This is a genomic window from Furfurilactobacillus rossiae DSM 15814 (genome assembly GCF_000428925.1).
Classification (GTDB): domain Bacteria; phylum Bacillota; class Bacilli; order Lactobacillales; family Lactobacillaceae; genus Furfurilactobacillus; species Furfurilactobacillus rossiae.
In genome coordinates, this window is record NZ_AUAW01000005.1 from 1 (window position 1) to 26551 (window position 26551).

Annotated in this window: 32 protein-coding genes, 1 other RNA gene and 1 other annotated feature; of the genes, 27 read left to right on the forward strand and 6 right to left on the reverse strand. The window is 43.7% G+C overall.

Annotated features, from left to right (window positions below; translation table 11 throughout):
* The coding region (locus tag G400_RS0103560; protein WP_027827214.1) for a helix-turn-helix domain-containing protein at window positions 1-224 on the reverse strand (224 nt) is incomplete at its 3' end.
* A 248-nt stretch (window positions 225-472) separates the two neighbouring features.
* On the opposite strand from G400_RS0103560, the gene G400_RS15635 reads away from it, so the two are divergent.
* The 8 genes from G400_RS15635 to rplL all read left to right on the forward strand — a co-directional run bounded on the left by G400_RS15635 (window position 473) and on the right by rplL (window position 4794).
* Window positions 473-1069: an RNA polymerase sigma factor gene (locus G400_RS15635; protein ID WP_017262107.1), complete on the forward strand. Its 597-nt coding sequence runs from the start codon at window positions 473-475 to the stop codon at window positions 1067-1069.
* Window positions 1070-1197: 128 nt separating this feature from the next.
* On the forward strand, window positions 1198-1347 hold the full coding sequence (rpmG, locus tag G400_RS16010; protein ID WP_081495858.1) for a 50S ribosomal protein L33: 150 nt from the start codon (window positions 1198-1200) through the stop codon (window positions 1345-1347).
* Window positions 1348-1359: 12 nt separating this feature from the next.
* Entirely contained in the window at window positions 1360-1536 is a 177-nt protein-coding gene (secE, locus tag G400_RS0103570; RefSeq protein WP_017262108.1) for a preprotein translocase subunit SecE, read from the forward strand.
* A gap of 148 nt (window positions 1537-1684) precedes the next feature.
* Window positions 1685-2236, forward strand: a complete 552-nt coding sequence (gene nusG, locus G400_RS0103575) for a transcription termination/antitermination protein NusG (protein WP_017262109.1) — start codon at window positions 1685-1687, stop codon at window positions 2234-2236.
* A 113-nt stretch (window positions 2237-2349) separates the two neighbouring features.
* Window positions 2350-2775, forward strand: a complete 426-nt coding sequence (gene rplK, locus G400_RS0103580) for a 50S ribosomal protein L11 (RefSeq protein WP_017262110.1) — start codon at window positions 2350-2352, stop codon at window positions 2773-2775.
* Between the two features lie 147 nt (window positions 2776-2922).
* Entirely contained in the window at window positions 2923-3612 is a 690-nt protein-coding gene (rplA, locus tag G400_RS0103585; RefSeq protein WP_017262111.1) for a 50S ribosomal protein L1, read from the forward strand.
* Window positions 3613-3651: 39 nt separating this feature from the next.
* Window positions 3652-3789: a sequence feature (ribosomal protein L10 leader region), on the forward strand.
* A 23-nt stretch (window positions 3790-3812) separates the two neighbouring features.
* Window positions 3813-4322, forward strand: coding sequence for a 50S ribosomal protein L10 (gene rplJ, locus G400_RS0103590; RefSeq protein WP_017262112.1), 510 nt, complete (start codon window positions 3813-3815; stop codon window positions 4320-4322).
* Window positions 4323-4428: 106 nt separating this feature from the next.
* Entirely contained in the window at window positions 4429-4794 is a 366-nt protein-coding gene (gene rplL, locus G400_RS0103595; protein WP_017262113.1) for a 50S ribosomal protein L7/L12, read from the forward strand.
* 231 nt (window positions 4795-5025) lie between these two features.
* Here rplL and G400_RS0103600 read toward each other — a convergent pair whose 3' ends face one another.
* Complete coding sequence (locus G400_RS0103600) at window positions 5026-5730, reverse strand: sunset domain-containing protein (RefSeq protein WP_017262114.1); 705 nt, start codon at window positions 5728-5730, stop codon at window positions 5026-5028.
* A gap of 218 nt (window positions 5731-5948) precedes the next feature.
* On the opposite strand from G400_RS0103600, the gene mprF reads away from it, so the two are divergent.
* Window positions 5949-8531, forward strand: a complete 2583-nt coding sequence (mprF, locus tag G400_RS0103605) for a bifunctional lysylphosphatidylglycerol flippase/synthetase MprF (RefSeq protein WP_017262115.1) — start codon at window positions 5949-5951, stop codon at window positions 8529-8531.
* A 159-nt stretch (window positions 8532-8690) separates the two neighbouring features.
* On the opposite strand, the gene G400_RS0103610 is transcribed toward mprF, so the two are convergent.
* From G400_RS0103610 to nrdH, 4 genes are all read right to left on the reverse strand, one after another.
* Entirely contained in the window at window positions 8691-9266 is a 576-nt protein-coding gene (locus G400_RS0103610; RefSeq protein WP_017262116.1) for an LOG family protein, read from the reverse strand.
* A gap of 206 nt (window positions 9267-9472) precedes the next feature.
* Window positions 9473-10450: a class 1b ribonucleoside-diphosphate reductase subunit beta gene (nrdF, locus tag G400_RS0103615; RefSeq protein ID WP_017262117.1), complete on the reverse strand. Its 978-nt coding sequence runs from the start codon at window positions 10448-10450 to the stop codon at window positions 9473-9475.
* Between the two features lie 265 nt (window positions 10451-10715).
* Window positions 10716-12881 (reverse strand): class 1b ribonucleoside-diphosphate reductase subunit alpha, encoded by a 2166-nt coding sequence (nrdE, locus tag G400_RS14375; protein ID WP_017262118.1) that lies wholly within the window; start codon window positions 12879-12881, stop codon window positions 10716-10718.
* A gap of 98 nt (window positions 12882-12979) precedes the next feature.
* A complete protein-coding gene (gene nrdH / locus G400_RS0103630) occupies window positions 12980-13207 on the reverse strand; it encodes a glutaredoxin-like protein NrdH (protein WP_017262119.1) in 228 nt (75 codons plus the stop codon).
* Between the two features lie 233 nt (window positions 13208-13440).
* On the opposite strand from nrdH, the gene G400_RS0103635 reads away from it, so the two are divergent.
* From G400_RS0103635 to rimI (G400_RS14385), 18 genes are all read left to right on the forward strand, one after another.
* Window positions 13441-14058 (forward strand): class I SAM-dependent methyltransferase, encoded by a 618-nt coding sequence (locus tag G400_RS0103635; RefSeq protein ID WP_026017165.1) that lies wholly within the window; start codon window positions 13441-13443, stop codon window positions 14056-14058.
* A 13-nt stretch (window positions 14059-14071) separates the two neighbouring features.
* Window positions 14072-14569 (forward strand): nucleoside deaminase, encoded by a 498-nt coding sequence (locus G400_RS0103640; protein WP_026017166.1) that lies wholly within the window; start codon window positions 14072-14074, stop codon window positions 14567-14569.
* 52 nt (window positions 14570-14621) lie between these two features.
* Window positions 14622-14718: signal recognition particle sRNA small type (gene ffs / locus G400_RS16015), an RNA gene on the forward strand.
* 187 nt (window positions 14719-14905) lie between these two features.
* Entirely contained in the window at window positions 14906-16831 is a 1926-nt protein-coding gene (gene dnaX / locus G400_RS0103645; RefSeq protein ID WP_017262122.1) for a DNA polymerase III subunit gamma/tau, read from the forward strand.
* Between the two features lie 53 nt (window positions 16832-16884).
* On the forward strand, window positions 16885-17190 hold the full coding sequence (locus tag G400_RS0103650; protein ID WP_017262123.1) for a YbaB/EbfC family nucleoid-associated protein: 306 nt from the start codon (window positions 16885-16887) through the stop codon (window positions 17188-17190).
* Window positions 17191-17208: 18 nt separating this feature from the next.
* On the forward strand, window positions 17209-17808 hold the full coding sequence (recR, locus tag G400_RS0103655) for a recombination mediator RecR (protein ID WP_017262124.1): 600 nt from the start codon (window positions 17209-17211) through the stop codon (window positions 17806-17808).
* 69 nt (window positions 17809-17877) lie between these two features.
* The gene (locus G400_RS0103660; RefSeq protein WP_017262125.1) at window positions 17878-18123 is read left to right on the forward strand and encodes a YaaL family protein; all 246 of its coding nucleotides are present in this window, start codon (window positions 17878-17880) and stop codon (window positions 18121-18123) included.
* Between the two features lie 146 nt (window positions 18124-18269).
* Complete coding sequence (locus tag G400_RS15640; RefSeq protein ID WP_017262126.1) at window positions 18270-19178, forward strand: glucosaminidase domain-containing protein; 909 nt, start codon at window positions 18270-18272, stop codon at window positions 19176-19178.
* 34 nt (window positions 19179-19212) lie between these two features.
* Window positions 19213-19887, forward strand: coding sequence for a dTMP kinase (gene tmk, locus G400_RS0103670; RefSeq protein WP_042655421.1), 675 nt, complete (start codon window positions 19213-19215; stop codon window positions 19885-19887).
* 57 nt (window positions 19888-19944) lie between these two features.
* The gene (locus G400_RS0103675) at window positions 19945-20274 is read left to right on the forward strand and encodes a cyclic-di-AMP receptor (RefSeq protein ID WP_017262128.1); all 330 of its coding nucleotides are present in this window, start codon (window positions 19945-19947) and stop codon (window positions 20272-20274) included.
* Window positions 20275-20302: 28 nt separating this feature from the next.
* Window positions 20303-21316, forward strand: coding sequence for a DNA polymerase III subunit delta' (gene holB / locus G400_RS0103680; RefSeq protein ID WP_017262129.1), 1014 nt, complete (start codon window positions 20303-20305; stop codon window positions 21314-21316).
* Window positions 21317-21367: 51 nt separating this feature from the next.
* Window positions 21368-21718, forward strand: coding sequence for a DNA replication initiation control protein YabA (locus tag G400_RS0103685; RefSeq protein WP_017262130.1), 351 nt, complete (start codon window positions 21368-21370; stop codon window positions 21716-21718).
* A gap of 14 nt (window positions 21719-21732) precedes the next feature.
* Window positions 21733-22620 carry a 16S rRNA (cytidine(1402)-2'-O)-methyltransferase gene (rsmI, locus tag G400_RS0103690; protein ID WP_017262131.1) on the forward strand — a complete coding sequence of 296 codons (888 nt, stop codon included), beginning with the start codon at window positions 21733-21735 and terminating at the stop codon, window positions 22618-22620.
* Window positions 22621-23397 (forward strand): acyl-[acyl-carrier-protein] thioesterase, encoded by a 777-nt coding sequence (locus G400_RS0103695; RefSeq protein WP_017262132.1) that lies wholly within the window; start codon window positions 22621-22623, stop codon window positions 23395-23397. It begins immediately after the preceding gene.
* 83 nt (window positions 23398-23480) lie between these two features.
* Window positions 23481-24473: a UDP-glucose 4-epimerase GalE gene (galE, locus tag G400_RS0103700; protein ID WP_017262133.1), complete on the forward strand. Its 993-nt coding sequence runs from the start codon at window positions 23481-23483 to the stop codon at window positions 24471-24473.
* 281 nt (window positions 24474-24754) lie between these two features.
* A complete protein-coding gene (gene tsaB / locus G400_RS0103705; RefSeq protein ID WP_017262134.1) occupies window positions 24755-25477 on the forward strand; it encodes a tRNA (adenosine(37)-N6)-threonylcarbamoyltransferase complex dimerization subunit type 1 TsaB in 723 nt (240 codons plus the stop codon).
* Window positions 25461-26069, forward strand: coding sequence for a ribosomal protein S18-alanine N-acetyltransferase (gene rimI, locus G400_RS0103710; RefSeq protein WP_017262135.1), 609 nt, complete (start codon window positions 25461-25463; stop codon window positions 26067-26069). The genes tsaB and rimI (G400_RS0103710) overlap by 17 nt, the downstream gene beginning before the upstream one ends.
* Window positions 26062-26523, forward strand: a complete 462-nt coding sequence (gene rimI / locus G400_RS14385; protein ID WP_017262136.1) for a ribosomal protein S18-alanine N-acetyltransferase — start codon at window positions 26062-26064, stop codon at window positions 26521-26523. Before rimI (G400_RS0103710) ends, rimI (G400_RS14385) begins: the two co-directional genes overlap by 8 nt.
* Window positions 26524-26551 lie beyond the last annotated feature (28 nt).

The following is a 26551-nucleotide window of genomic DNA, read 5'->3' on the forward strand; positions in this document are numbered from 1 at the left end:
TTTTGCTTTAACTCATCGCTCAGCTTAGTTTTCCGACCACATCGTGATCGCTTGTATTCGGCATCTGTTTGTGCTAATTCAGCCTGATAAGGTTGACATCGAGATAATTCATAAGAAATTGTTGACGGTGATCGGTTCAGCCGAACGCCCATTTGGATATTGGACAGCCCTAGTTCACAAAAGGTTTCGATTTTAATTCGTTCGGAATAGGTTATACTAGACAAAAGATCAGCTCCTAAAAGATGGGTTTGTGGTAAACACCATTTTAAAGGAAGCTGATCTTTTTTGTCCGAACAGCGTTCGGATTAATTTTACAATCTACCAAACAAATGAATATCATAATAATTGATAACAAAGTGACCTTTTTCGAACGTTCGTTTGGTTGCTGATTGACTGTTGTGGCCTTAAGGTAGCTCTGCTAAGCAAAATGGTCTGGACCATTATGTATTCAAGCAGGAAAGTGGGGGTCATAATGAATTATTGGAGTCGTGAGGAAGAAGATGTTGTCATTACAGCGGCAATTGCGGGTGATGAACTGGCGTTTGACAGTCTTTTTCAACGTTATTTGCCCTTGGTTAACAAATGGTTTCGCGAGTTAAACTTCAAGGGTCGCTTGTTAGAACGGGATGATTGGCATCAGGAGTGTCGGATGGTGTTAATGACAACACTAGAACGGTATCGTGGTCGGACTGTTGGTGAGTTTGCAACGTATTACCGACTGAATGTGCGCAACCGCGGCTTCGATTTGCGTCGTCGGCAACAGGCACAGAAACGACTCCACGAGGAGGCTAGTGAGTCAATAGAGGTCCAATCGGCAGATAGTCATGTTTGCAACTTGTCTAGCATTGAACCGGATGGACTGACCCGCTTGGAATTGCAAGATCGGCTCGTTTATTTGTGCGATCAGTTCTCAGAATTCGAGCAGCAGGTTTGGTGGGGTTTAAGCATCGGGCTGACAATCGAGCACATAGCAGTTCACTTTCAGTGTTCGTACACAAAGGTGCGTAATGCTGCCAATCGATGTCACGGAAAGGCGGTGACAGTGCTTTTAGCCAGTAGTGGCAATTGACACGTTGGGACGGACGTGATAATCTGTTAGCTGTTTATTGGCTCAGGCACGCTTAGAGATATTGATGATGTGTCGTTGGTCAATAGTCGTGAAATCGTAGTTGTTAAGAAATTTCGGAGGTGCCAGTAATGGCCACAAAAAAAGTCGCACTGGCATGTTCAGTATGCGGATCACGTAACTATACCATCACAGCAAACCCTAGTCGGACGAAACGACTAGAGGTAAACAAGTTTTGTAAACACTGTGGACAATACACACTGCACCAAGAAACAAAATAAGGAGGCTGAATCATGCATTTGTGGCGTTTTTTAAAGAGCGTATTTGCTGAGTTGAAGATTGTTCGCTGGCCAACAGCTCGCGAAAATCGACGAGATTCATCTATTGTTATTTCTGTTTCCGTGGCGTTTGCGCTATTTTTTGCACTTATTGACTGGGGTGTACAGGCTCTGATTACTTGGTTAGCCTAGCGCGAACGTTTGTGGCTACTGGTAACACAATGATTGACAGTAGCAAGACAGTGAAATCTTTGTTATAATGCATTTAATCAAAAAAACTTCGTCGGCTAAGTCGAAGTTTTTTTATTTTGCACTGTTTTAAAAAATGGAGGATTTAAACATGGCTGAAACGGCTGAAAAACTTTGGTACGTATTACACACATATTCAGGTTATGAGAACAAAGTACGGGATAACTTGGAATCACGTGCGCAATCCATGGGGATGTCTGATTACATCTTCCGGGTGGTTGTACCAGAAGAAGAAACGCAACAAGTAAAGGATGGCAAGGCAAAGACTGTCATCGAAAACGACTTTCCAGGCTATGTACTTGTTGAAATGATCATGACTGATCAGGCTTGGTACATCGTCCGTAACACGCCAAACGTTACTGGGTTCGTGGGCTCACATGGTGGTGGTTCTAAACCAACGCCATTGTTGCCTGACGAAGTTGATTTGATTCTTCACCGTTTGGGCGAGGACAAGAAGGCTAAGGCTGACTTTGAACTCGAAGTTGGCGAATCCGTTCGAATTACTGATGGTGCCTTTTCTGACATGGTCGGGAAGGTTACCGAAGTAGATAACGAAAAACAAAAGTTGAAAGTTAATGTAACGATGTTTGGTCGCGAAACTTCTGCCGAATTGGAATTCAATCAGGTTGAAAAGATTCAGTAAGACTTGTCAGCTGTTTGCCATCATGGTAAACTACTACGGTATGCGTTTAAGCATATCGTGGGAGGCGTAATTCTAACGCGCCATCAACTACCACACTCAAGGAGGAATTAGACATGGCTAAAAAAGTGGCTAATGTTGTTAAGTTACAAATTCCTGCCGGTAAAGCAACACCTGCTCCGCCGGTTGGTCCTGCTTTAGGTCAAGCAGGGATTAACATCATGGGATTCACAAAGGACTTCAATGCCCGCACTGCTGATCAAGCAGGTTTGTTGATTCCAGTTGTCATCACTGTATATGAGGATCGTTCATTCGACTTCGTTACAAAGACCCCGCCAGCTTCTGTTCTATTGAAGAAGGCTGCTGGTGTTGAACACGGTTCTGGCGAACCTAACACGAAAAAGGTTGCTACGGTAACCAAGGATCAAGTTAAGGAAATTGCCACAACTAAGATGCAAGATCTAAACGCTGCCGACGTTGAAGCCGCAATGCGCATGGTTGAAGGTACTGCTCGGAGCATGGGCTTTACTGTAGAAGGCTAAGCCTAAACAGCGGACAAGTACGGATACTCAGTGAAAGCTGAATGTATCAGGTGGAAGATGTCCACGGGATGCGCGTGGCTATCATATGATAGTCTGGTTTCATCCTGTGATACATCGCCATACCACATTTGCTAGGAGGAAAACACAATGGCCAAAAAGGGCAAGAAGTACCAAGATGCGCTTAAGCAAGTTGATAAGACTAAAGCTTACAGCGTAGAAGACGCGGTTGCCTTGGTAAAAGACATCGACTTTGCAAAGTTCGATGCAACGGTTGAGATTGCTTTCAAGCTTAACCTGGACACCAAGCAAGCAGACCAACAGTTACGTGGGGCAATGGTTTTGCCTAATGGAACTGGTAAGACACAACGAGTAATTGTTTTTGCTCGTGGTGACCAAGCACAAGCTGCTAAAGATGCAGGTGCTGATGAAGTCGGTGACGACGATTTAGTTCAAAAGATCTCTGATGGCTGGTTGGACTTTGATGTTGCAATCGCAACACCAGACATGATGGCTAAAGTAGGTCGTTTGGGCCGTCAATTAGGACCTAAAGGCTTGATGCCTAACCCTAAGACGGGTACCGTAACGATGAACGTTGCGCAAGCCGTTAAGGATGCTAAGGGTGGTCAAGTTACTTACCGGACTGACCGTGACGGAAACGTTCACGTTCAAATTGGTAAGGTATCCTTTAGTGCTGACCAATTGGTCGGTAACTTTAAGGCTATCGAAGATGTTATTGTTCGTGCGCGTCCTGCCGCTGTTCGTGGCACATACGTTCAACACTTATCAGTAGCTTCAACGTTCGGCCCATCAGTTGCTGTCGATTTGGCAAGCTTCTAAATCAAACATTGACGAAGCACCACTGCTTTGCTATAGTGTTTAAGTAAATTAATTTTACCTAAGACTCAGGTGATAGTTGTTAATTCAGCTATCTTAATATCCTGCCGAGGCAAAGCAATTCGTGATGAATGACTTTGAACCCGTTGTCTTAGGACAACGGGATTTTTTTGGGTAAAAAATCAATCATGGAGGTGTAAAACGTGAGTAAAGAAACGATTGCAGCAAAAGCTGTTGTAGTTGATGACGTCGCTAAGAAGTTGTCTGCTGCTAAATCAGTTGTTATTGTTGACTACCGTGGTTTAACGGTTGAAGAAGTTACGGATTTGCGTAAGCAACTACGTGACTCAGACGTTGCCATGGAAGTTATCAAAAACAAAGTTCTAGTTCGCGCTGCTGAAAAAGCCGGTATTGATGGTCTTGACGATACATTCGTTGGACCTACTGCCGTGGCTTTCGGTAATGGTGATGATTCAATCGCCCCAGCACGGATCTTGGCCAAGTTTGCCAAGGATCATGATGTCCTTGAAATCAAGGGTGGCATGATGGAAGGTAAGGTTGCTTCTGTTGATGAAATCAACACTTACGCAACGTTACCAAGTCGCGAAGACTTGCTTTCAATGCTTGCTTCCGAATTGCAATCACCAATTCGCAGCTTTGCATTTGCTGTTAAGCAAGTTGCTGACAACAAGGATGACGAACCTGCTGCTTAATGTTGACGACGCATCTGTTGGTGCGTTTGTGATGTTAGATGTAGCTTAACTCGTAAAACTAACTCGCTGGAATACCAGCAAAACCAATATTTGGAGGAAAACAATCATGGCTTTAGATACTCAAAGCATTGTTGATCAATTAAAAGACGCAACCATCGTTGAATTAAACGACTTGGTTAAAGCAATCGAAGACGAATTCGGTGTTAGTGCAGCTGCTCCAGTTGCTGCTGCCGGTGCTGCTGGTGGTGACGCCGCAGCCAAGACTGAATTTGATGTTGAATTGACCTCAGCTGGTCAATCAAAGATCAAGGTCATCAAGGCCGTTCGTGAAGCTACTGGCTTAGGTTTGAAGGATGCTAAGGACTTAGTTGACGCAGCTCCTAAGAACGTCAAGGAAGGCTTGTCAGAAGACGATGCCAACGACTTGAAGGCTAAGCTTGAAGATGCTGGTGCATCAGTTACTGTTAAGTAATTAAATGCATTGTGTATTGAATAAAAGCGCTGATCCTCTGGGATCAGCGCTTTTATTGTCCTTTGAACAAACAAATACGATAAGGCAATTGCAAAAAAATTTACTATTTATGATATGAATATGTTCTTTTTAACATTATGATCAACTTTGAACGATGACTTTTCTGAGATGCGGTAGGAGACTTTAAAATAATTAAGCATACAACTCTTTCTCCCAATATTTAACAAGACCCTATCTTAGTGATTTTCGATAACCTGCGTTTATAGCATCTTGTTCTGAGTTAAAGGTAACTGCGTTAGCAGGACTGATGTGATAAGTTCTTTGTCCAGGCAAATGGTAAATGTGGCTACGCGAGTCACCAATCACAGGTCCTTGAGCAGAGTCTACAGTAGATGTTTGCTGAGAAATTTGAGCAGCAGCGGCAGCTTCAGCGGCTGACCTTGATTGTTCTGCAACCTGCGAAGCACTTATCGACGTTGCTACAGAACTTGTGATGGATTGGCTTACACTGACAGAACTACTTTCACTGGCAGAAACAGACTGGCTTTCAGATATGGAATTGCTCTGGCTTTCAGAAATTGAGTTGCTTTGACTTTCAGAAATTGATTCGCTTTCTGACGTACTTTGAGATTCGCTATCTGCGATGCTTTGAGATTCACTTATGGATGATGAGTCATCTGAGCTGCTTGAAGACTTGTGAGCTTCTTTTTTGTGATGCCTGATATGAGCATGAACACTGCTCCTTGTTGATGCATTGTTAGTGGATGACTTTGTCGAATTGCCAGTAAATGCGCTGGCTAAAAATATTAGTGACAAAAAACCGGTCAGTAGTATAAGCGGCCATCTCACTAATTGTTTGAGGCTTTTCTTACGATAGAGTCGGTAGGTTCCATAACCGAATGCTCCTGCGATGACCAGCATTAAAAATATTTGCATAATTCCTCCTGAAAGCTATTGATTTATTTATATTATATAAATTATCTAATGAAGACAATACTTTTATTGAATTGTTGACTATGATAAACAAATATCCTACTAATGGTGGCCAAGATTGACTTGTGAGCATCAAACTACTCTTAAAAAAGTCTAAATCTACCGTTACTTGACGTTTGACATGGTAAACTAGAGAAGATTTTATTCGAGGGGAGTAAGGCATGAAAACTTTACGAAAAATGTGGGCGGCGATTAATCGCCACATGACGCTACTAAGATTGCTGTTTGTGTTCTCAGTGCTTCTGTATGTGATTCATGAAGTGGGACGAGACATTCAACAAATCAGTGGGCAAGAAGTGGCAGAAACATTCTCGCAGCAAACACCAACTAGTCTGTTACTGATGTTAGTCGTAGGCTTTATTGCGGTTACTCCAATGCTGAATTACGATTTTAATATTGTTAAATTTTTACCTGGCAAGTTTAAAAAAGGGTATGTTATTCGTTCTGGATGGACGGTCAATACATTCACTAATATTGCTGGATTTGGTGGCTTACTTGGGGCAAGTTTGCGAGCAAATTTCTACAGTAAAGGTGCTACTCGCAAACAGATTCTGTTTGCAATTTCAAAAATTGCATTATTCCTTGTCACCGGTCTATCTCTGCTTTGTTGGATTGCGCTCTTTCAAATTTTTGTATTGCATATTGGCGGCGTGTTTGCTCGTTATTGGATTTGGATGGTCGGCGGCGCACTATATTTTCCAACGGTGATGTTAGTTACCCACTTCACGGATTCAGAGTTTTTTAATGACTTAACACTTAAACGGCAACTCTCATTAATGGCCGGTTCTAGTTTTGAATGGTTGTTTTGTGCCTTGTTCTTTATTTTTATTGGTGCATTAATGGGTGTCAAAGTTGATTTTGCAGCTGTTTTACCAATGTTTGCTGTTGCCTCAGTTGCTGGGGTTGTTTCCATGATCCCCGGTGGTTTGGGGTCGTTTGATACGTTTATGCTAACGGGGCTTGGTTTTATTGGTGTAGGTAAGGCCGATGCACTAGTTTGGTTATTGTTCTACCGAATCTTTTATTATATTTTGCCATTCTTAGTCGGTGTTTTATTCTTCATTCAAGATACCGGTAGCAAGATCAACCACGCCTTTGAAGGGCTACCGATGCAGCTGTTTCAGCGCATTGCGCACGTATTTTTAACTGTTTTCCTGTGGTTTTCTGGTGTCATGATTATCCTTGTTTCAACTTTTCCACACTTGCAGGAATACAACAAAGTCTATGGCGCTTTGTATGGATACGTTGTTTATTTTGCTAACCAGGCCATCAACATCATCATGGGTTTCTTATTGATTGGTTTGGCACGTGGGGTTAATTCGCGTGTTAAGCGTGCGTTTTGGCCAACGACAGTTGTGTTGATTATGGCTGCGCTGAACACAATGTGGAAGGACCCGTCTATCAAGATGAGTGTTTTCCTTGTCTTAGTGCTGGCGGCCCTATGGTTGTCTCATAAAGAGTTTTATCGTGAGCACTTTGAGTATTCATGGGGTGCCATGTTGTTTGATGGCATCAGCTTTGTTGGTATTTTTGTAACGTATATTATTGTTGGCGTGTACAATACGCCTAATTATCAGCGGATGCATCATGTGCCGAGAGCGGCATTGTTTCCTACCGAGCGTGTCTGGCTAAGCGGTTTAATTGCGATTGCAATTGCGTTGGTGGTATTGGCGATTGTCTACTGGTATATGCATAATGGGAAGTCGACAATCTTTAAGGTACCGTTCGATGAGGGTCGTGTCGCTCATGTTATTGACACTTATGGCGGAAACGAAGTCAGTCATTTGGCTTACTTGCGTGACAAACTTCTTTATTTTTACACCGTTGATGATGAAGATAAAATGTTTTTCATGTATCAAAAGAAGGCTGATCGTTTAATCGTCATGGGTGAACCGGTGGGTGATCAACAATATCGTGATGCCGCCATTGATAACTTTATGGACGTCGCCGACAAAGAAGGCTATTCCATCGTGTTTTACGAGATCGATGAAGATTTAACGATGAGTCTTCATGAAAAAGGATATGACTTTTTCAAGTTCGGTGAGGAGGGTTTCGTTAACCTACCTTCATTTAGCATGCAGGGTAAAAAACGAAAGTCTGACCGCAATCTGATGAGTAAGTTTGATCGCGTCGGGATTACGTTTGAAGAACTTAAACCGCCGTTTGATGCTGATACGTTACACGAACTGCGAGTCATTTCTGATGAGTGGCTAGATGGTCAAAACGAAAGTGGTTTTTCGCTCGGCTTCTTTGACGATTACTATTTAGATCAATCATCTATTTATGTGATGCGTTCCGCGGAAGGTAAAATTCTCGCCTTTACGACGAACATGCCCACACATTCAGGCATTTCTTCAATTGATCTGATGCGTTATGGCAAGAATGCACCATCTGGAACGATGGACGTTATGTTTATCCATTTGTTGCAACACAATGCCGAGGCTGGCTTTGAGGACTTTAATATGGGGATGGCGCCACTTTCAAATGTGGGTGTCTCCCGGTTCAGTTTTATTGAAGAACGAATTGCACATTTAATTTATGAATATGGCTATCGTTTTTATGGGTTTCAGGGGCTCAGAAACTACAAAGAAAAATATGTGACTAGTTGGCATGGAAAGTATATTGCTTATCGTCGACGGAATTCACTGGTTTTCACTATGTTGCAAATAACGATGGTTGTGAATGCCAAACGAGTGACAAACAAGAAAGAGAAGCGATTGCTGATTTTTCATGCTAAAAGTTAGTCCATAAAGTTACGTCATTTCGTTCGATTTTAAATTTGTATAAGACGCTCGTTTAAAGAAAAGGCTTTATTTAAACGGATAGAATGAAAGAGGCTACTCAAACTGACAGAAATTTTCTGTCAGTTTGAGTAGCCTCTTTGTTTGTGTAAAAATGTCACTTTAAGCGTGTGGCATCGCTGTCACATGTTTAAATGTCGCAAAGTAGTCAAAAATTTGATCAATGTAACTAGCGTTAACCATTAGCTTTAAGTCACTAAGTGGTAAAAATTCAGATTCCGCTGCGTCGACAAACCATTGCCACAGAGAGTCGTAAAAATGGTCAATGTTGAAGAGGGCGATGGGTTTTGTGTGAATGTCAATTTTGCTCCAAGACAACATTGTGCCCAGTTCTTCGAAGGTGCCAAAGCCACCAGGCAACACAATAAATGCATCAGACATAGCAAGCATTTTTTCTTTACGTTCGTCCATGGTGCTGACTTCTACTAGATCCGTTAAGTTGTTACTTTCAGTACTGATTCGTTTAAGGAAACGAGGCATAATGCCAGTTACTTGACCGCCAGCATCGATTGTCGCGTTTGCTACTGTGCCCATTAAACCATCAGAGGAACCACCGTAAATTAGGCGAATATGATGGTCGGCCAGATAGCCACCTAAGAGTGCAGCTTGCACTGAATATTCAGGGTGGTTGCCTGGTAATGAGCCACAAAAGACACAAAGTGAATTGATTTTTGTCATAATTACGATCTCCAAACTAAGCGATGTTTCATAATACTAACTTGTGCCCAGTATACCATAAGCGAAATGATGACTCATTTGCAGTTTATTAGATTAATTGGCGGATCAAATTCCCAAAACGAGTTTGATTGCAATGAGAACAAAAATAAAAACCACCCCTCGAATTAGGATGATTTTTATTTTACTGCACGTATTACTATAAGAGACTAATTTTTCTTCTTACCACCAATATCATAGTCTGAGTCGTTCATAGCTTCTACGTTTCCTAGTAGGTAACCATTTCCGACTTGGCTAAAGAAGTCGTGGTTAGAAGTAGATGTCGAAATTCCGTTCATAACGACTGGATTAACGTCCTCAGCAGTATCTGGGAAGAGGGGTTCTTGACCCAAGTTCATCAGTGCTTTGTTGGCGTTGTAACGAATGAACTTCAAAACATCGTCCGACCAGCCGACACGGTCGTAAACAAGGTGCGTGTATTTTTCTTCATTGTCGTAAAGATAATAAAGGAAGTCATACATCCAATCCTTTAAGGACTGCTGTTCGTTTTCTGTTAATTCCTTCATTCCTAGTTGGAACTTGTAGCCAATGTAAGTACCATGGACAGATTCATCACGTAAAATCAGTTTGATAATCTCAGCAACGTTGTTTAGCTTGTTATGCCCTAAGTAATAAAGTGGTGTGTAAAAACCAGAGTAAAACAGGAATGTTTCGAGGAAGACACTGGAGATCTTCTTTTTGAGTGGGTTCTCATCGTCGTGGTACAACGTATAAATTCGTTTGGCCTTATTCTGTAGTAGATCTTCAGAATCGCTCCAGTCGAAAATCTCATCGATTTCATCGGGCGTGTTCAACGTTTCAAAAATGGTCGAATAACTTTTGGCATGAACAGATTCCATGAACTGGATGTTGTTCAAAACGGCCGTTTCATGTTGCGTCCGAACGTCGCGACGTAGTGCAGCCATGCCGTCTTGTGATTGAAGCGTGTCCAGCAAGGTTAGACCACCGAAAACGTGACCGACTACCCATTTGTGATCGTCATCCAAGGTGCGCCAGTCATCCATGTCGTTTGAAACAGGAATTCGCGTGTCGAGCCAGAACTGCTCAGTTAGTTTCTCCCAAGTTGCTTTATCAATTTCATCTGAAACTTGATTCCAGTTAATGGCTTTATAATTGCCGTTTTCCATATTGTCCTCCTGTGTCTGGTGTTTCTGAATACTATCAGTTAATTATGATTATCGTAGAACGAGAAAGGGTGTTTGTCATTAGCGAATTTTGGAAAAATATATTCTCAAGAATCTATTGCGTACCCTTTGTATAGCGATAACGCGCTCCCAGACCTGAATCCTGTGCACAACCTGAGACTAGTACCGTACAAGCAAAGACCGCTTGTACAATACTAATCTCTTGTTGTTGCTCGGATTCAACCTCGGTCTGGTCACGCTCACCTTACTAGATACTGCAACTTTCACATTCGTTTGCGCCGACTTCACCGTTGTTATCGGTGAAGGTACGAACGTAGTAGACAGACTTACAACCCTTTTTCCAAGCATAGTTACGCAGAATGTTAAGATCACGGGTGGTCATCTTGTCAGTGCGACCATTTTTCCATTCATAGAGGCCTTCAGGCATCGTTGAGCGCATAAACAGAGTTAAGGCCATTCCTTGATCAATATGTTCTTGCGCGGTGGCATAAATGTCGATCACTTTACGCATGTCTGTGTCATAGGCTGACTGATAGTATGGCAGGGTGTCATTGGATAAATATGGAGCCGGATAGTAAATTTTACCGATCTTTTTCTCTTGACGTTCTTCGATCCGGTTAACGATTGGATTCAAACTAGCAGTTGTGTCATTAATGTAGGAAATGGAACCATTTGGCGCGATGGCCATCCGGTTTTGGTGATACAAGCCATCTTTCATAACGTCCGCTTTTAATGCTGCCCAGTCATCCTTAGTGGGGATAAAGATTCCCTTAAACTGGTCAGCTACTTTGTCTCGACTGGGACCCCAATCCTTCGTCACGTACTTGTCGAAGTAGGTACCATTTTCGTAATCGGATTTGTCGAATCCAGCAAACGTTTCGTGGCGTTCACGAGCAATTTCGTTTGATGCTTTAAGTGACCAGTAATTCAGCAACATGAAGTAAACCTTCGTGAAGTCAAGGGAGTCTTCATCACCATAGTGCATGTGGTTCTTTGCAAAGTAGGCGTGCAATCCCATGGCACCTAAACCGATTGCATGGCTTTGTTGGTTACCGTACTGAACACTAGGCACAACATCGATATTACTGTGGTCCGTGACGTAAGTGAGGGCGCGAACCATTGCCTCAACGGAGTGGCCGAAGTCAGGGGAGGCCATTAAGTTAACAATGTTTGTTGAGCCAAGGTTACAACTGACGTCCTTACCAAGAACGTCGTATTCTTGCTTGTTATTGATTTTAGAAGGAGTCATGACTTGTAAAATTTCTGAGCAAAGGTTACTCATGATGATTTTACCAGCAATTGGATTATGCAAGTTAGCCGTGTCAATGTTAACGACGTAAGGGTAACCGGATTCCTGCTGAAGTTTGCTGATTTCAGTTTCTAGTGTTCGTGCGCGAATTTTCTTTTTGGCGATGTTCGGGTTGGCGACTAAATTGTCATACTCTTTAGTGATGTCAACATATGAAAATGGTTTGCCGTATTCTTTTTCAACACTTTGTGGCGAAAATAGGTACATGTCTTCGTCAGCAGCTACTAATTGGTAAAACTTATCTGGTACGGTAACACCAAGCGAGAGTGTTTTAACCCGTACCTTTTCGTCGGCAGCTTCTTTTTTGGCACCGAGGAAGCCGATGATATCTGGATGGAAAACGGATAGGTAAACCACACCGGCGCCTTGACGTTGACCTAATTGATTAGAGTAGGAGAAAGAGTCCTCAAGCAATTTCATAACAGGAACAACACCAGATGCGGCATTGGCGATACCTTTGATTGGTGCGCCTGCTTCACGCAAGTTTGACAGGTTAATGCCGACCCCACCACCAATACGTGACAGTTGCAGAGCAGAGTTTATACCGCGACCAATGGCGTTCATGTCATCTGTCATTTGGAGGACAAAGCAAGATACCAATTCACCACGACGAGCTCGGCCAGCGTTTAAGAAACTAGGTGTGGCTGGTTGGTAACGTTGGTGGACGATTTCGTCGGCTAGATCCATAGCTAGTTGTTCGTCGCCGTCTGCGAAGAACAATGCATTCATTGCAACGCGGTCGATAAAGCCTTCTAAATATTGCTGATTATCGTTTGTTCGGAGTGTGTACTGGGCATAAAATTTGTAGGCTGCCATGAATGTCTTGAAGTGAAAATCTTGTGCGTTCAAATAGTCGTATAGTTTTTCCACAAAAGAAAAATCATACTTTTCAAAAAAGTCACGTTCGATGTAATTGTTATCAAGCAGGTAATCAAAACGTTCGCGAAGTGAGCCAAATTTCACAGTGTTGGGTTCAACATTTTCTGTTAGGAAAGCGGCGAGGGCTTCCTTATCTTTATTTAACGGAATTTGCCCGTTAACAGGAATGTTAATCTCATTGTTCAAGTCGTAATACGTGACGTCCTTTAAATCTTTTAATGCCATTTTTCTGTCACTCCCTGATTGATTTTTGATAAAAGAAAAGACGCACGCCAACGCTCCGCGTACGCCCGAGCCGTGTTCATTGATCGAATGATGGAAAATTAAGCCAGCTTTGCCAGAACATCTGGACGGAAACCAGACACTGCATCGACACCATCTGCATCAACGACCGGCATTGCTTGAAAACCGCGACCCTTTAAGTAGTCGATCAGTTCTGGATGCTGATTAATATTACGTTCCTCAAAATCAACGTTATGTGCGCTCAAAAAACGCTTTGTCATCTTGCACTGAATGCAATTATCCTTTGTAAATACAACAACTTTAGCCATAATGGCCACTTCCTCTCTCTGCACATTTGAACTTAAAAACTGGTTTTGCTGATGACCTAAGTATAGTGGCTGGAGATTGAAATGCAACAAAAAAATACCATATTTTGTGGCATTTATACAATGCATCCACAAGATATGGTGTCCTCAAAGGGTTTATAAAATTTCGAATTTTTTTCGTTACTTTTATCCGCGATTCCATTATGATGAAAACAGAAACGAGGTTAACTTAAATGATGAACAACCATTATTATACGCCAAATCCGGACGTTGTACACGACGAAGCGACGTGGAATTTTCGTCTATTAGGTCATGAAATAATGTTTACTACGGACAACGGTGTCTTCTCAAAACGCACTGTTGACTATGGTTCACGGGTTTTACTGGATGCGGTAAACTTAAACGACATTCCGTCAGGTTCAATTTTAGATATGGGTTGCGGGTACGGTCCTATTGGTCTTGCAATTGCTTTGGACAACCCTGATCGTGCCGTCGAGTTAGTCGACGTAAATGAGCGGGCACTAGCCTTAGCCAGGAGGAATGCAGAACAAAATCAAATTCATAACGCAACCATCTATACTTCCAATCAATACGAGAAGGTGACTAATAAATATGCAGCCATCGTTACCAACCCACCTGTTCGTGCAGGCAAGGCCGTTGTTGATGGCATGATTTCAGGCGCTCAAACGCATCTGCTGCCCAAGGGACGTTTAACCGTTGTTTTACAAAAAAAACAAGGCGCACCCTCTGCAAAAAAACTAATGCAGACAATTTTTGGTAATTGTGAAATTATCAAAAAAGATAAGGGCTACTATATATTGGAATCAATTGCGAGTGATCAGGCTAATGGCTGAGATGAACGAAAATATGACGCCAACCATTGCTGAAGCGGGGATGAATGAGGCACTAAAGCAAGCACGGATTGCCGGCAGTGTTGGTGAAGTGCCAATTGGTGCGGTAGTCATGCATCAGGGAAAAATCGTTGGACGTGGTTATAATCTACGCGAACATGCCCAAGATGCAACATTGCATGCGGAAATCATGGCGATCAGTGAAGCTAATCATACACTTAACACATGGCGACTAGAAGATTGTCAGCTGTTTGTCACCATCGAGCCATGTCCCATGTGTAGTGGTGCCATTATCAACGCTCGAATTCCTGAAGTCTATTTTGGTGCCCGAGACCCCAAGGCTGGTACAGTGCGTTCTTTATATCAATTGCTGGAAGACCCGCGTTTTAATCATCGAGTTATTGTTCATGAGGGACTCATGGCAGATCAAGCCAGCACGCTTATGCAGAATTTCTTTCGGGCAATCCGTCGAGGACGTGGTGCAAAAAAACCGGGTTCACAACGAACAAAATGACAAGCAAAACACTAGCTTTTATGACGTAAATAGCGTAGTATTATTAATTGCCGAAAGGCCATGAGGCAAGGTCGTCCTCACGAATTGTGTCAGGACCGGAAGGTAGCAGCACTAAGTCCGCGACGGTTTGTGCTTCATGTTTTATTGAAATTAACGGCGTTTGACCAATGGCTTTAACAACTGGTTGAGCGCTTTTTATTTATTTTTAAATACAAGTTGAGATTTGGAAGTACTGGTGTTATCTTTCGGGTCTAAAACCTTTATACTGATTTAGAAGAATGCTAACGAAGTGCGGATCCTTCGCACGATAAGGAACATCAATATGAGGAGTTTAACATGAGCTATCAAGCCCTTTATCGGGTATGGCGGCCGCAACGGTTTGATGAAATTGTTGGACAGACCGTCATTACGCAAACATTAAAAAACGCTATTGTGACCCAGCAGACGAGTCATGCTTACCTTTTTTGTGGCCCACGTGGGACCGGTAAGACATCAGCGGCGAAGATTTTTGCCAAGGCCATTAATTGTCCAAATCAGAAAGATGGCGAACCGTGCAACAATTGTGACATTTGTAAAGCAATCACGGCCGGCCAGCTAAACGATGTCATTGAAATTGATGCTGCTTCCAACAACGGTGTTGAAGAAATTCGTGACATTCGTGATAAGGCCAAATACGCGCCAACACAGGCCACTTATAAAATTTACATTATCGATGAAGTGCATATGTTATCAACCGGGGCCTTTAATGCTTTATTGAAGACTTTGGAGGAACCGCCGGCCAATGTGATCTTTATTTTGGCCACTACGGAGCCGCATAAAATTCCGGCAACCATTATTTCACGGACGCAGCGTTTTGATTTTAAACGAATTACGGCTCAGGAAAGTTTTGACCGAATGGTTTACATCTTGAAGCAAAAGCAAGTTGACTTCGAAGAACCAGCTTTAAAGGTCATTGCCAACGCGGCGGAAGGCGGAATGCGTGATGCCTTGAGTATTCTGGATCAAACGATTTCTTTCGGTGATAATGAAGTAACATTGGACAATGCTTTGTTAGTCACGGGAAGTGTGACCGAAAGTTTATTGGCTGACTATGTCAAACAGGTCGTTGCTCATGAAACGACGGCTGGGTTAGCGGCCCTCCAAAAGGTCCTAGACGATGGTAAAGATGCCGGTCGTTTTGTGGAGGACGTAATCAGTTATGTTCGTGATCTGCTTCTTTATAAAGAAGCGCCTGATATGGTAACGGGTAGCGATACCACCGGTGATGTTTTTCAACAATTGAGTAAGAACACAGATCCTGACGTTTTTTACCAAATGATCAATGCTTTAAATGAGGTAGCTGCACAGTTGCGATTTACAACTCATCCGGATGTCTATTTAGAAGTGTTGACGGTTAAGCTAGCACAGATATATCCGAATGTGGGCACAACTAAGGCCCCTACATCAGGGAGCGCTTCTAATGCGTCTGAAGTTGCTGAACTGGAGACGCAAATTCAACAGTTGAAGCAAACGGTCAGCCGCTTAAGCGCAGCGACGACTCAACCGCAACAGCCAGCACCTACTCCAGCACCTACTGTAGAAGCTTCGTCTCATAGTGTTCAAGGGACTCAAACGACCTCGACAACTAGCGCGACGCCAGCGCCAACGAATCAGCCAGCATCAACCACAGGCACGCAGACAGGAAAGCCGGCACGGGCCAAAACGACGACTGCGACTGCTAGCCATGCAAGTGCCAACGTTAACTTGGCAAAAATTTATCCAGTGTTGCGAGCCGCTACAAAGCATGATTTAGATGCGATGCGTGACGTATGGGACGATTTATTGGATACGCTGCCTGTGACGCAAAAAGCGATGATGCATGTTTCAAAGCCTGTCGCTGCTAGTAATGAAGGTGTAATTGTTTCATTTAGCTACGCCTTCTTCTTTGATAAGGCAGCCACTGATGATGGTTTGCGAACAGCATTGGAGAACAATCTTAACCGATTGACTGGCGATACGACCGATGTTTGGTTTGTTCCAGAGGATCAGTGGCCACAGATTCGTAAGGACTTTTTGACGGATCATAAAGAAGAATTAACGGGGGGGACGACCCCGACCGGGACTACTGCTACTCGGCAGCAACAGCCGGTTTCAGATGAGCCGGCGTCAGCCCCGCTTGACTCGCCATCGGAGGACGCTGGTATCAGTGAGCCGGAGAATGAGTTGGTAACAAAAGCGCAACAGCTGTTTGGCGCTGATAACGTGACTATCAAAAACGATTAAACGGTCAGTTGATGACCAAATATGAATAACTTAATTTTGGAGGAATGAAGATTATGATGGGTGGCAATATGCAAAATATTATGCGTCAGGCACAAAAGATGCAAAAGCAGATGAAGGCAGACCAAGAGAAACTGGAAGCACAAACTTTCACTGGTTCTGCGCCAGATGATATGGTGAAGGCCACATTTACAGGAGACCACAAGATGACTGATTTGGTCGTTAATCCTGATGCGATTGATCCAGATGATCCCGACATGCTGGCTGACATGGTTTTGGCGGCGGTTAATGATGCAATGACACAAATTGACACTGCAACGGACAGTACCATGGGCAAATACAGCCGTGGTCTGGGGATGTAAGTACAAACGAGGTAGACAATGGATTATCCAGAACCAATTGCGCAATTAATTGAAAGTTACATGAAGTTACCGGGTATTGGTGCAAAAACTGCCACACGGCTAGCCTTTTATACAATTGATATGGATGGTGATGACGTGACTGGTTTTGCTAAGTCCTTGATTTCGGCCAAACGTGACTTACACTTCTGCTCAATTTGTGGCAATATCACTGAAGAAGATCCGTGCGCGATTTGTTCTGATAAATCGCGTGATCAAAGCACGATTCTAGTGGTTGAAGAGCCTAAAGATATTATGTCGATGGAATCAATGCGTGAATATCATGGTTTATACCATGTTTTGCACGGCGTCTTGTCACCAATCGAAGGTAAAGGTCCTGAAGATATTAACATCACCAGCTTGGTCAAACGGCTTCAGGAGCACGATGAAGTGAAAGAAGTCATTGTGGCAACAAATGCCACGCCTGAAGGGGAAGCTACTGCTATGTACCTATCACGGTTGATTAAGCCAGCGGGCATCAAGGTGACTCGGTTAGCTCATGGTCTATCAGTAGGATCTGACATTGATTACGCTGATGAGGTAACCTTACTTAAAGCTGTTGAGGGCCGGACTGAAATGTAGACGATAGACGCTGGTACTACTCTTATGTGAATGGAAATTGTATCAGCGTGAGCGATGTGGGAGGTCAAAATGTTATTTAGTCGTCGTCCACGCTTGCATGGGCAATATAATGAAGCGCTGTTGGATGATATTGATCGAGCAAAACGTAGTTGGGACCGAGCTGTAGAGACGCAAACAGCAGTCGTAGATGAAGGCAACGGCCGTGAACTTTCGGCACAAACTGCATTGGCGCGACAAAAATATATGTTGTTATTCCGTGAGGCACGAGAACGGAAAGTTCGGGGCCGATTGCAGGCCTCAGTGATTGATAATTAATTACGATTAGCATCTAGACACAATAATTGAAAAACGTTTGCTGGAGAATTGTACATTGAACCCCAGCAAACGTTTTTTGATGGCGTTAATTTCTCCAGTCTTTTGCGTATGTAACAGGTAGATCACAAAAGACGGAGGAGTTTCGAATGAAACGTTTAGCAATAGCAATATCGGTAATTGGCCTCGTGCTGGGGTTATGCGACACTGGAAAGGCAATGAGTAAAACAGATTTTTTGATGCAAGTGGAGTCAGGTGCACAACAGAACTGGGATCATTATGGAATTTTGCCCTCGGTGACTGGTGCCCAAGCTATTTTGGAAAGTGGCTGGGGGATGTCTCAGTTAGCCACCAATGCTCATAATTTGTTTGGCATTAAAGGAACTAATGCTGACGGGGCAACGGTTCGCATGCCAACACGCGAAGTTGTCAACGGGTATTCATTGTCCGTCTGGGCAGATTTCCGAGCTTATCCGTCGTTTGTCGAAAGCATTGCGGATCATGGCCAATTTTTGAGCGTGAATAGTCGTTATCACAATGTTTTGGGTGAGCAAGATGCATGGCAAGCCGCTCAGAAATTGCAAAGCGATGGTTACGCTACTGATCCTGCTTATGCGGATGAACTAATGCAAATCATTCGGGCTAATAATTTAACCCGATGGGATCAGGGAAAATCAGGCATTGATCAACATCCAAAAGTAGCGGCCCCTAACTCAAATGAAACGGCGAACAGCATTAATCAACCTTGTCAACAAGACGCTCTGCGGCGGTACGTGATTCAACCGGGTGACAGCTGGTGGCGAATTAGCATGGCCAGTGGTATTTCGATGGGCCAAATCAGTCAGGCCAGCCAAACACCGATTCGGTGGTGGATCTATCCAGGTCAAGGGCTATGGTTACCACAAATGGCGCATTATACCGTGCAGCCAGGAGACACACTACATCGGATTGCGAAGGCCTTGAAGTTGCCGATAGACTCATTGGCAAAGGTTAACCACCGCGTGCCTCAAAGTCATTTAACAGTCGGAACCAAATTGGAATTGCCGGCTACCGTGTAATTACGTTAGACAGCGACCCCTATTCTAAAGTACAATGAACGTATTGACGATAAGGGAGTTTGGAATAGTGAAAACAGGCGCATTTATAACTTTTGAGGGGCCCGATGGGGCAGGAAAAACCAGTGTTCTGAATGCGCTGATCGATGATTATTCATTGCAACTAGGGGAGAAATTGCTGACAACCCGTGAGCCGGGTGGTAATAAGATTTCAGAAGCAATTCGTGCGATTATCATGGATAAGGCCAACACGGAGATGGATGCGCGGACAGAAGCTTTACTGTTCGCAGCGGCACGACGCCAGCATTTGGTCCAAACGGTGTTGCCAGCCTTAGATGCAGGCAAAGTTGTCTTCTCTGATCGGTATGTTGATAGCTCAATTGCGTACCAAGGCGCTGGCCGTGAAATTGGTGAGGCTGCTGTAGCAGAAATGAATCTTTTTGCTACGAAGGGACTTACACCAGACCTAACAATCTACTTTGATGTACCATCGGAGGTAGGATTAACACGAATTCATGAATATCGGTCAGATGAAATCAATCGTTTGGATAATGAAGAACTGTCATTTCACCGTCGTGTACGGCACGCTTACCTTAAATTGTTGCAAGACGAACCACAACGCATTACACTAATTGACGCGAACCAACCGCTGGAAAAAGTGATTACCGACACGAAAAAGGTGATTGCTCAACGGTTCCCGAATTTATTTTAATGGTACGGAGCCCCGTTATCGCGGTCGCGAGCTTTTTTCACAGGAGGAATTACGCATATGAAAATGATTATTGCTATTGTTCAAGATAAGGATAGTAATCGGCTGAGTAATCAGTTTATCGAACAAAATATTAGAGCCACAAAATTGTCAACGACGGGTGGCTTCTTACGTTCGGGAAATACCACGTTCTTGATTGGGATCGAAGATGACCGCGTTCAGGAAGTTATGGATCTCATTAAGGAGACATCACATACTCGGGATCAATTCATGACACCGCCAGTTAATATGGATGTTTCAATGGATCAGACTGCTTCATATCCAGTTGAAGTCACAGTTGGTGGAGCAACTTGTTTTGTACTGCCAGTTGAGGCATTTCAACAGTTTTAGTCGTTAACCGCACTGCTAACGAGGAAATATGCCAACAAATAATGATGTTTTAACAATTGCTGAACAGCGCCAACCTGTGCTGGTTCAGCATTTTAAAAATGTAATTAAAAAAAATGAACTGGCCCATGCGTACTTATTTGCCGGACCAAACGGCAGTGGCAAGGAGGAGCTCGCAATGTGGATTGCGATGCGCCTTTTTTGTATTAACCTGCAAGATGGTCAGCCTTGTGGCAAATGTGAGGAATGTCAGCGAATCAGTCAACGTGAGCACCCAGATGTATTGATTGTTGAACCAGAAGGTAACTCGATTAAAGTTGATCAAGTTCGTTTGCTGAAATCTGAGTTTTCCAAAAGTGGGATGGAAGGTAATAAAAAAGTTTTCATCATTGCCGGAGCTGAAACAATGACTGCCAGCGCAGCCAACAGCTTGCTAAAGTTCCTTGAAGAACCTAGTGGGAACATTACTGCCTTGTTGCTGACGACCAATCCCAATTTGCTTTTACCGACTGTCATTTCACGGACTCAGGAGATGGAGATGCAACCATTAGCGGTCAATGAACTTCAGTCTCAACTCGAATCAGCCGGCGTCGGAAAGCACCTATTAGCATTGACCAGCCGGCTGACTAATAGCCCTGATCAAGCGGCTGAGTGGTTAGTCGATGACTGGCTGGGTCAAACCGCAGCTGCTGTGTGGCAGTGGGAGAGTCAGCTGCTGAAGCCTGACATGAGTGCGTTTGTCACGGTGGGAACGACACTTGTACCCTTGGCAAGGGATCGTCCACATCAGCGAATTGTCTTGGACATTATTTTGGCTGGATTTCGAGACATGCTATTAGAAAATATTGATCAGGAAAAATTTGTCATGAGTTTTCCGAGCCATCGCAAGGATTTACAGGAATTAACGACGCGTTATTCTAAAAAGCAACTCGTCGACGTTACAGATTTAGGGTTACAATCAAAGCAGTTGCTCGAACGCAACGTTAGTTTTCAAAATGTGGCCGAATCATTGACGTTGAAGGCATTTAACGTTCTTTCTAAATGATGATTGCCAGTTTTGAAACGATGCAATGATGACACTGATGGAGGTGTAATCGTGGATAAACGACAAACAATGCTCGACGATTTTGAGCACTTGCAAGATCAGACGACAGGAATTTTGGATCAGTTGGCCGCATTAAAAAAGCAGGTTACGGCATTGTCAGAAGAGAATGCTGAATTAACTGTCGAAAACCAGCATTTACGTGAACTGCTCGGTACCGATACGGATACGACAGAAGCACAGCAACGATTGTCTAAATCACTACAGAATTTAGAACGATTGTACGAGACCGGTTTTCACGTTTGCCGTGAGTTTTATGGTCAACGTAGAGAAGAAAATGACTCCTGTGCATTTTGTTTAGACGTCATTTACGGAGAACGGGATCGAACGATTAAAGCAAGTTAGGAGTGGACACAGTCATGGTAGCAACAAGTCAGCGCAGCTTTGCGCCACATGAATCCGGTACGCTGTTTTTAGTACCAACACCGATTGGTAATTTGCAGGACATGACGTACCGGGCGGTTGCAACGCTAAAACAGGTCGACTTGATTGCGGCTGAGGACACGCGCAACACGCAGAAATTATTAAACAACTTTGATATTGAGACAAAACAAATTAGTTTTCATGAGCACAATACGCAAGAGCGAATTCCGGAATTACTGGATAAACTTCGCGCTGGTGTAAATATAGCCCAGGTGAGCGACGCGGGGATGCCATCAATCAGCGACCCAGGCACAGAATTAGTTGCTGCTGCTGTGGCTGCCCAATTGCCAGTAGTGCCACTACCAGGAGCTAATGCTGGCCTAACAGCACTAATTGCGAGCGGTTTAGCACCACAACCGTTTTATTTTTACGGCTTTTTAGACCGCAAGACAAAAGAACAAAAGACTGAGCTGGCTGAGCTGGCTAAACATCCGGAAACCGTGATTGTATACGAGGCACCGCACCGATTAGTGAAGACGGTAACTGCGATCGCAAACGCGGTCGGTCCGGACCGACAATTGGTGCTTTGCCGCGAATTAACTAAAAAGTTTGAAGAGTTTATTCGTGGGACTGCTAGCGAAGTTTTAGATTGGTTAGCCACAAACCCGCCGCGCGGTGAGTTTGTCATTCTAATTGGTGGCAACACTAATCCGCCCGTTGAAGAGCAGGATCCACTGTTGAGTCAGCCGGTTGAAGAGCACGTTAAGACGTTGATTGCTAGAGGTGAGAAGCCTAATGATGCAATTAAAGCTGTCGCCAAAGCCCGTCAGTTACGCAAGCAAGAGGTTTATGCAATTTACCATCACTTGAACGAGGAAAATTAAATGACGCAACAGAACCGGTATGATGAAGAACATAAAATTCAGTATTACGAAACAGATTTAACGGGTAAGGTAACGTTAGGCATGTTAATCAACATGCTGGTGTTAACTTCATATGACCAAGCTGATAGCTTTGGCGTTGGCACGGATTATATGCTTTCAAAGGGCTACGGTTGGGTCATTGCCCAGTACGAAATAGATATTAAGCGGTTGCCTCGCGATCACGAAAAGGTACGTTTGGTAACTGAAGCGACCTCTAATAATCGTTATTTTGCCTATCGCCAATTCTTTTTAGAAGATGATCAGGGCAACGAGCTGGTTCATGTAGATACAATCTGTGTGGTGATGGATCTGACAGCTCGTAAAATGGTGGCCATCCCAGATGATGCTGTGGCCCCTTACCATTCTGAGGTGGTCAAACGGATTCCTCGCTTATCACGACCGGCTAGTTTTGAAGAGTCAGATGTCGCGGCAACCAAGACGTATCGAGTGCGTTATTTTGACTTAGATTCAAATCATCATGTAAACAACTCACATTATTTTGATTGGATGATGGATGCCTTAGATGAAGAATTTTTGATTCATCACGAATTGTGCCATCTGGCGATTCGCTTTGAAAATGAAGTTCGTTATGGACACGTGGTGAAGAGTGAAGTGACTGCGCCGGTTAATAATGAAGATGGTACGGCGACTACCCATCACCATATTATGGGCAATGATGAGCGATATGCTGAAGCAACGCTGACATGGCGGCCATTATCCGCAACAACGGTGGATTAATGCATCTGTGCTGACCAGTGCTGTTGTGGTTAATCAGGTTATGCTATGATAGTACCGATGTTAACGATTTGGAGGAAAATAAAATGTCAATTTTAGTTGCCGGTGGTGCCGGTTACGTCGGTTCACACATGGTGGATCGTTTAATTGAAAAAGGTTACGACGTGGTTGTTGTAGATAATTTATCTACTGGTCATCGCGCTGCTATTAATGAAAAGGCGCGCTTTTATCAAGGCGATACCCGTGACCGTGAGTTTCTGACCAACGTTTTCGAAAAAGAAAACATTGATGGTGTTATCCACATGGACGCATTTTCCATTGTGCCAGAGTCCATGAAAGACCCATTAAAGTACTTTGACAACAATGTTTATGGCATGATTACGTTGTTGGAAGTGATGCATGAGCAGGGTTGCAAACGGATGATCTTCTCATCGACTGCTGCTACATATGGTGTTCCTGAACGGATTCCGATTCATGAAGATGATCAGAAAAAGCCAATTAACCCTTATGGTGAAAGTAAGCTGATCATGGAACACATGATTCATTGGTGTGACGTTGCTTACGGCATTAAATGGGTTGCACTTCGTTACTTTAATGCGGCTGGTGCTAAGGCTGATGGTTCCATCGGTGAAGATCACCACCCAGAAACACATTTAATTCCAATTATTTTGCAAACGGCACTTGGTGAACGTGATCATATTGATATGTACGGTGACGATTACGATACGCCAGATGGTACTAATGTACGTGACTATGTTCATATTCTGGACTTAGCTGATGCTCATATTTTGGCATTGAAATACCTGGATGAAGGAAATGAGAGTCGTGCGTTTAACTTGGGCTCATCTACTGGTTTTTCTGTTAAACAAATGGTTGAAGCAGCCCGCGAAGTGACTGGAAAAGAAATTCCAGCTAAAATCGCACCACGGCGCCCCGGAGATCCTGATTCACTAGTTGCTGAATCGGAAGATGCTCGTAATATCCTTGGATGGAAGCCGCAATATGATGATGTTCATGACATTATTAAGACTGCCTGGGCTTGGACACAGAGTCATCCAAACGGTTATGAAGATCGTTAGTCTGCTTTGATTTATTGTTAAATTGATTTACGTTAAAAAACTTCGTTTGTGCAACGAAGTTTTTTTCGTGGTCAACTAAAAAAATAGTAATGTGACTAAGCACGTAGAAACACATAGGCTGTGCGTCATTTGTCCTTAGTTTTAGGCATATTAAGAGAAGCACAGGTAACAAGCTGTTGTTTGTGGAAAGATTGTGACATATCGGGAAGTTCACGCGCCCATGTTAGATGTGTTAATATTATTGCTGTCTATAGAACACTGAACGGAAAGTCAGGATTTACATGAAGGTTCTCGCGCTAGATACATCAAACCAGCCAATGAGTGTTGCACTATTGGTTGATCAAAAAGTTATTGCTAAAAAAACAACCGCTACGCAATTGGATCACAGTGTCCAACTGATGCCGACCATTACTGAATTGATGGCAGACCAGCAGTGGCAACCGGAGGACTTAGACCGCGTAGTTGTTGCCCAGGGTCCTGGTTCTTATACTGGGTTACGGATTGCTGTGACAACAGCGAAGACACTGGCGGCTACGCTGCACATTCAGTTGGTTGGGGTGTCAAGTTTAGCTGTGTTGGCAGGCAGTGTTCAAACGGAAGGAACGTTTGTCAGTCCTATTTTTGATGCACGCAACACGCAACTGTATGCTGGTTTGTATCAAATTAAAGATGGCCAACCCGTCCCTGTTATCGCAGATCAACACACTAACATCCCGGATTGGACCTCGCAATTGAATGCAGCTGGTCATCCTGTAACGTTAATTGGTGAGTTGACGCGTTATCACAATGCTTTAGCAGATGCACTTGATGTTCCAGCTACGTTTACTGAAGGCAATGCTAATTTACCTGATGCTGGTGTGCTCGGGCAATTAGGTGCACCACTTAAAGCTATTGATGATATTGACTCTTTCGTGCCCCAATATTTACGTCTGTCGCCTGCTGAAGCTCAGTGGGCAGCAGCTCATCCAGGAGAAGACCACAAAAATTATGTTGAAGAAGTATAAGCAGGCATTTCAAAAATGGTACCGGCGTCACTTTGCCAGTGAGGTTCGGCAACAGCAGGCTGAAGATCTGGACATCAAGAATCATCGGTTGATGATTCGCGATACTCAGTACTTTTTGGGACGGGCACAATTTCCAGATGTTCCGGAAATTGTGGGTGTTGAACGAGCAGTTTATGATGGCAAGACACCTTGGGATGCACAAGCGTTTGCAAACGAGCTTAAACGAAAACAGGATCGGCTATACTTGGTAATTCGTAAGAATGATCAGTTGATTGCCTTTGCTGGGTGTTCGTTTGATATCCAGCGGAAGGATGCGCATATCACAAATATTGCCGTATTACCAGATTGGCAGGGTGATGGGCTTGGCGAATTCTTAATGCGTGCCTTGATTCGAAAGGCGCGACATATGGGGATGCGCCAGGTTACCTTGGAGGTTCGGATCAGTAATAAGCGGGCGCAAAATTTGTATCATAAGCTTGGTTTCCGTCAAACGGGAATTAAACGAGGCTATTATTTCGGCGATCATGAAGATGCCGTTGATATGATGGTTCCTTTAATCAAGGCCACAACAAGTGAGACCAATAATGGATAAACAAGTTATCTGTGAACCGTTTCATCCGTCAAGTCCGCAACGTGGAGCTGCTTTGATTGAAGCATTAGGTGAGGAAGCGTATCCAACTGGTGCGCCGTGGTCTGAACCAGTGATTGAAGAGAATATGCAGGCACCGACCAGTGTATACTGGTTAATTCGAGTAGCGGGCCAGCCTGTGGGCTTTCTTAGCGGAACCAAGGTCATCGATCAATTGGAACTAACTAATTTGGGTATCGTAGGATCATGGCAAGGTCATGGTCTTGGTAAGCAATTATTGACGACTTGGTTGAAACGATATGAAGCGGGAACAGTGGTGACCTTAGAAGTTCGGGTTCATAACGAGGCTGCGTTGGGCTTGTATGAGAGCCTCGACTTTCATAAACTGATGCGCCGTCCTGACTATTACGACCGTCCCGTCGAAGATGCCTGGATTATGCAAAAAAAGATAGAGTGATGCCGAAGCCTTGGGAGAAGTTGAGCAA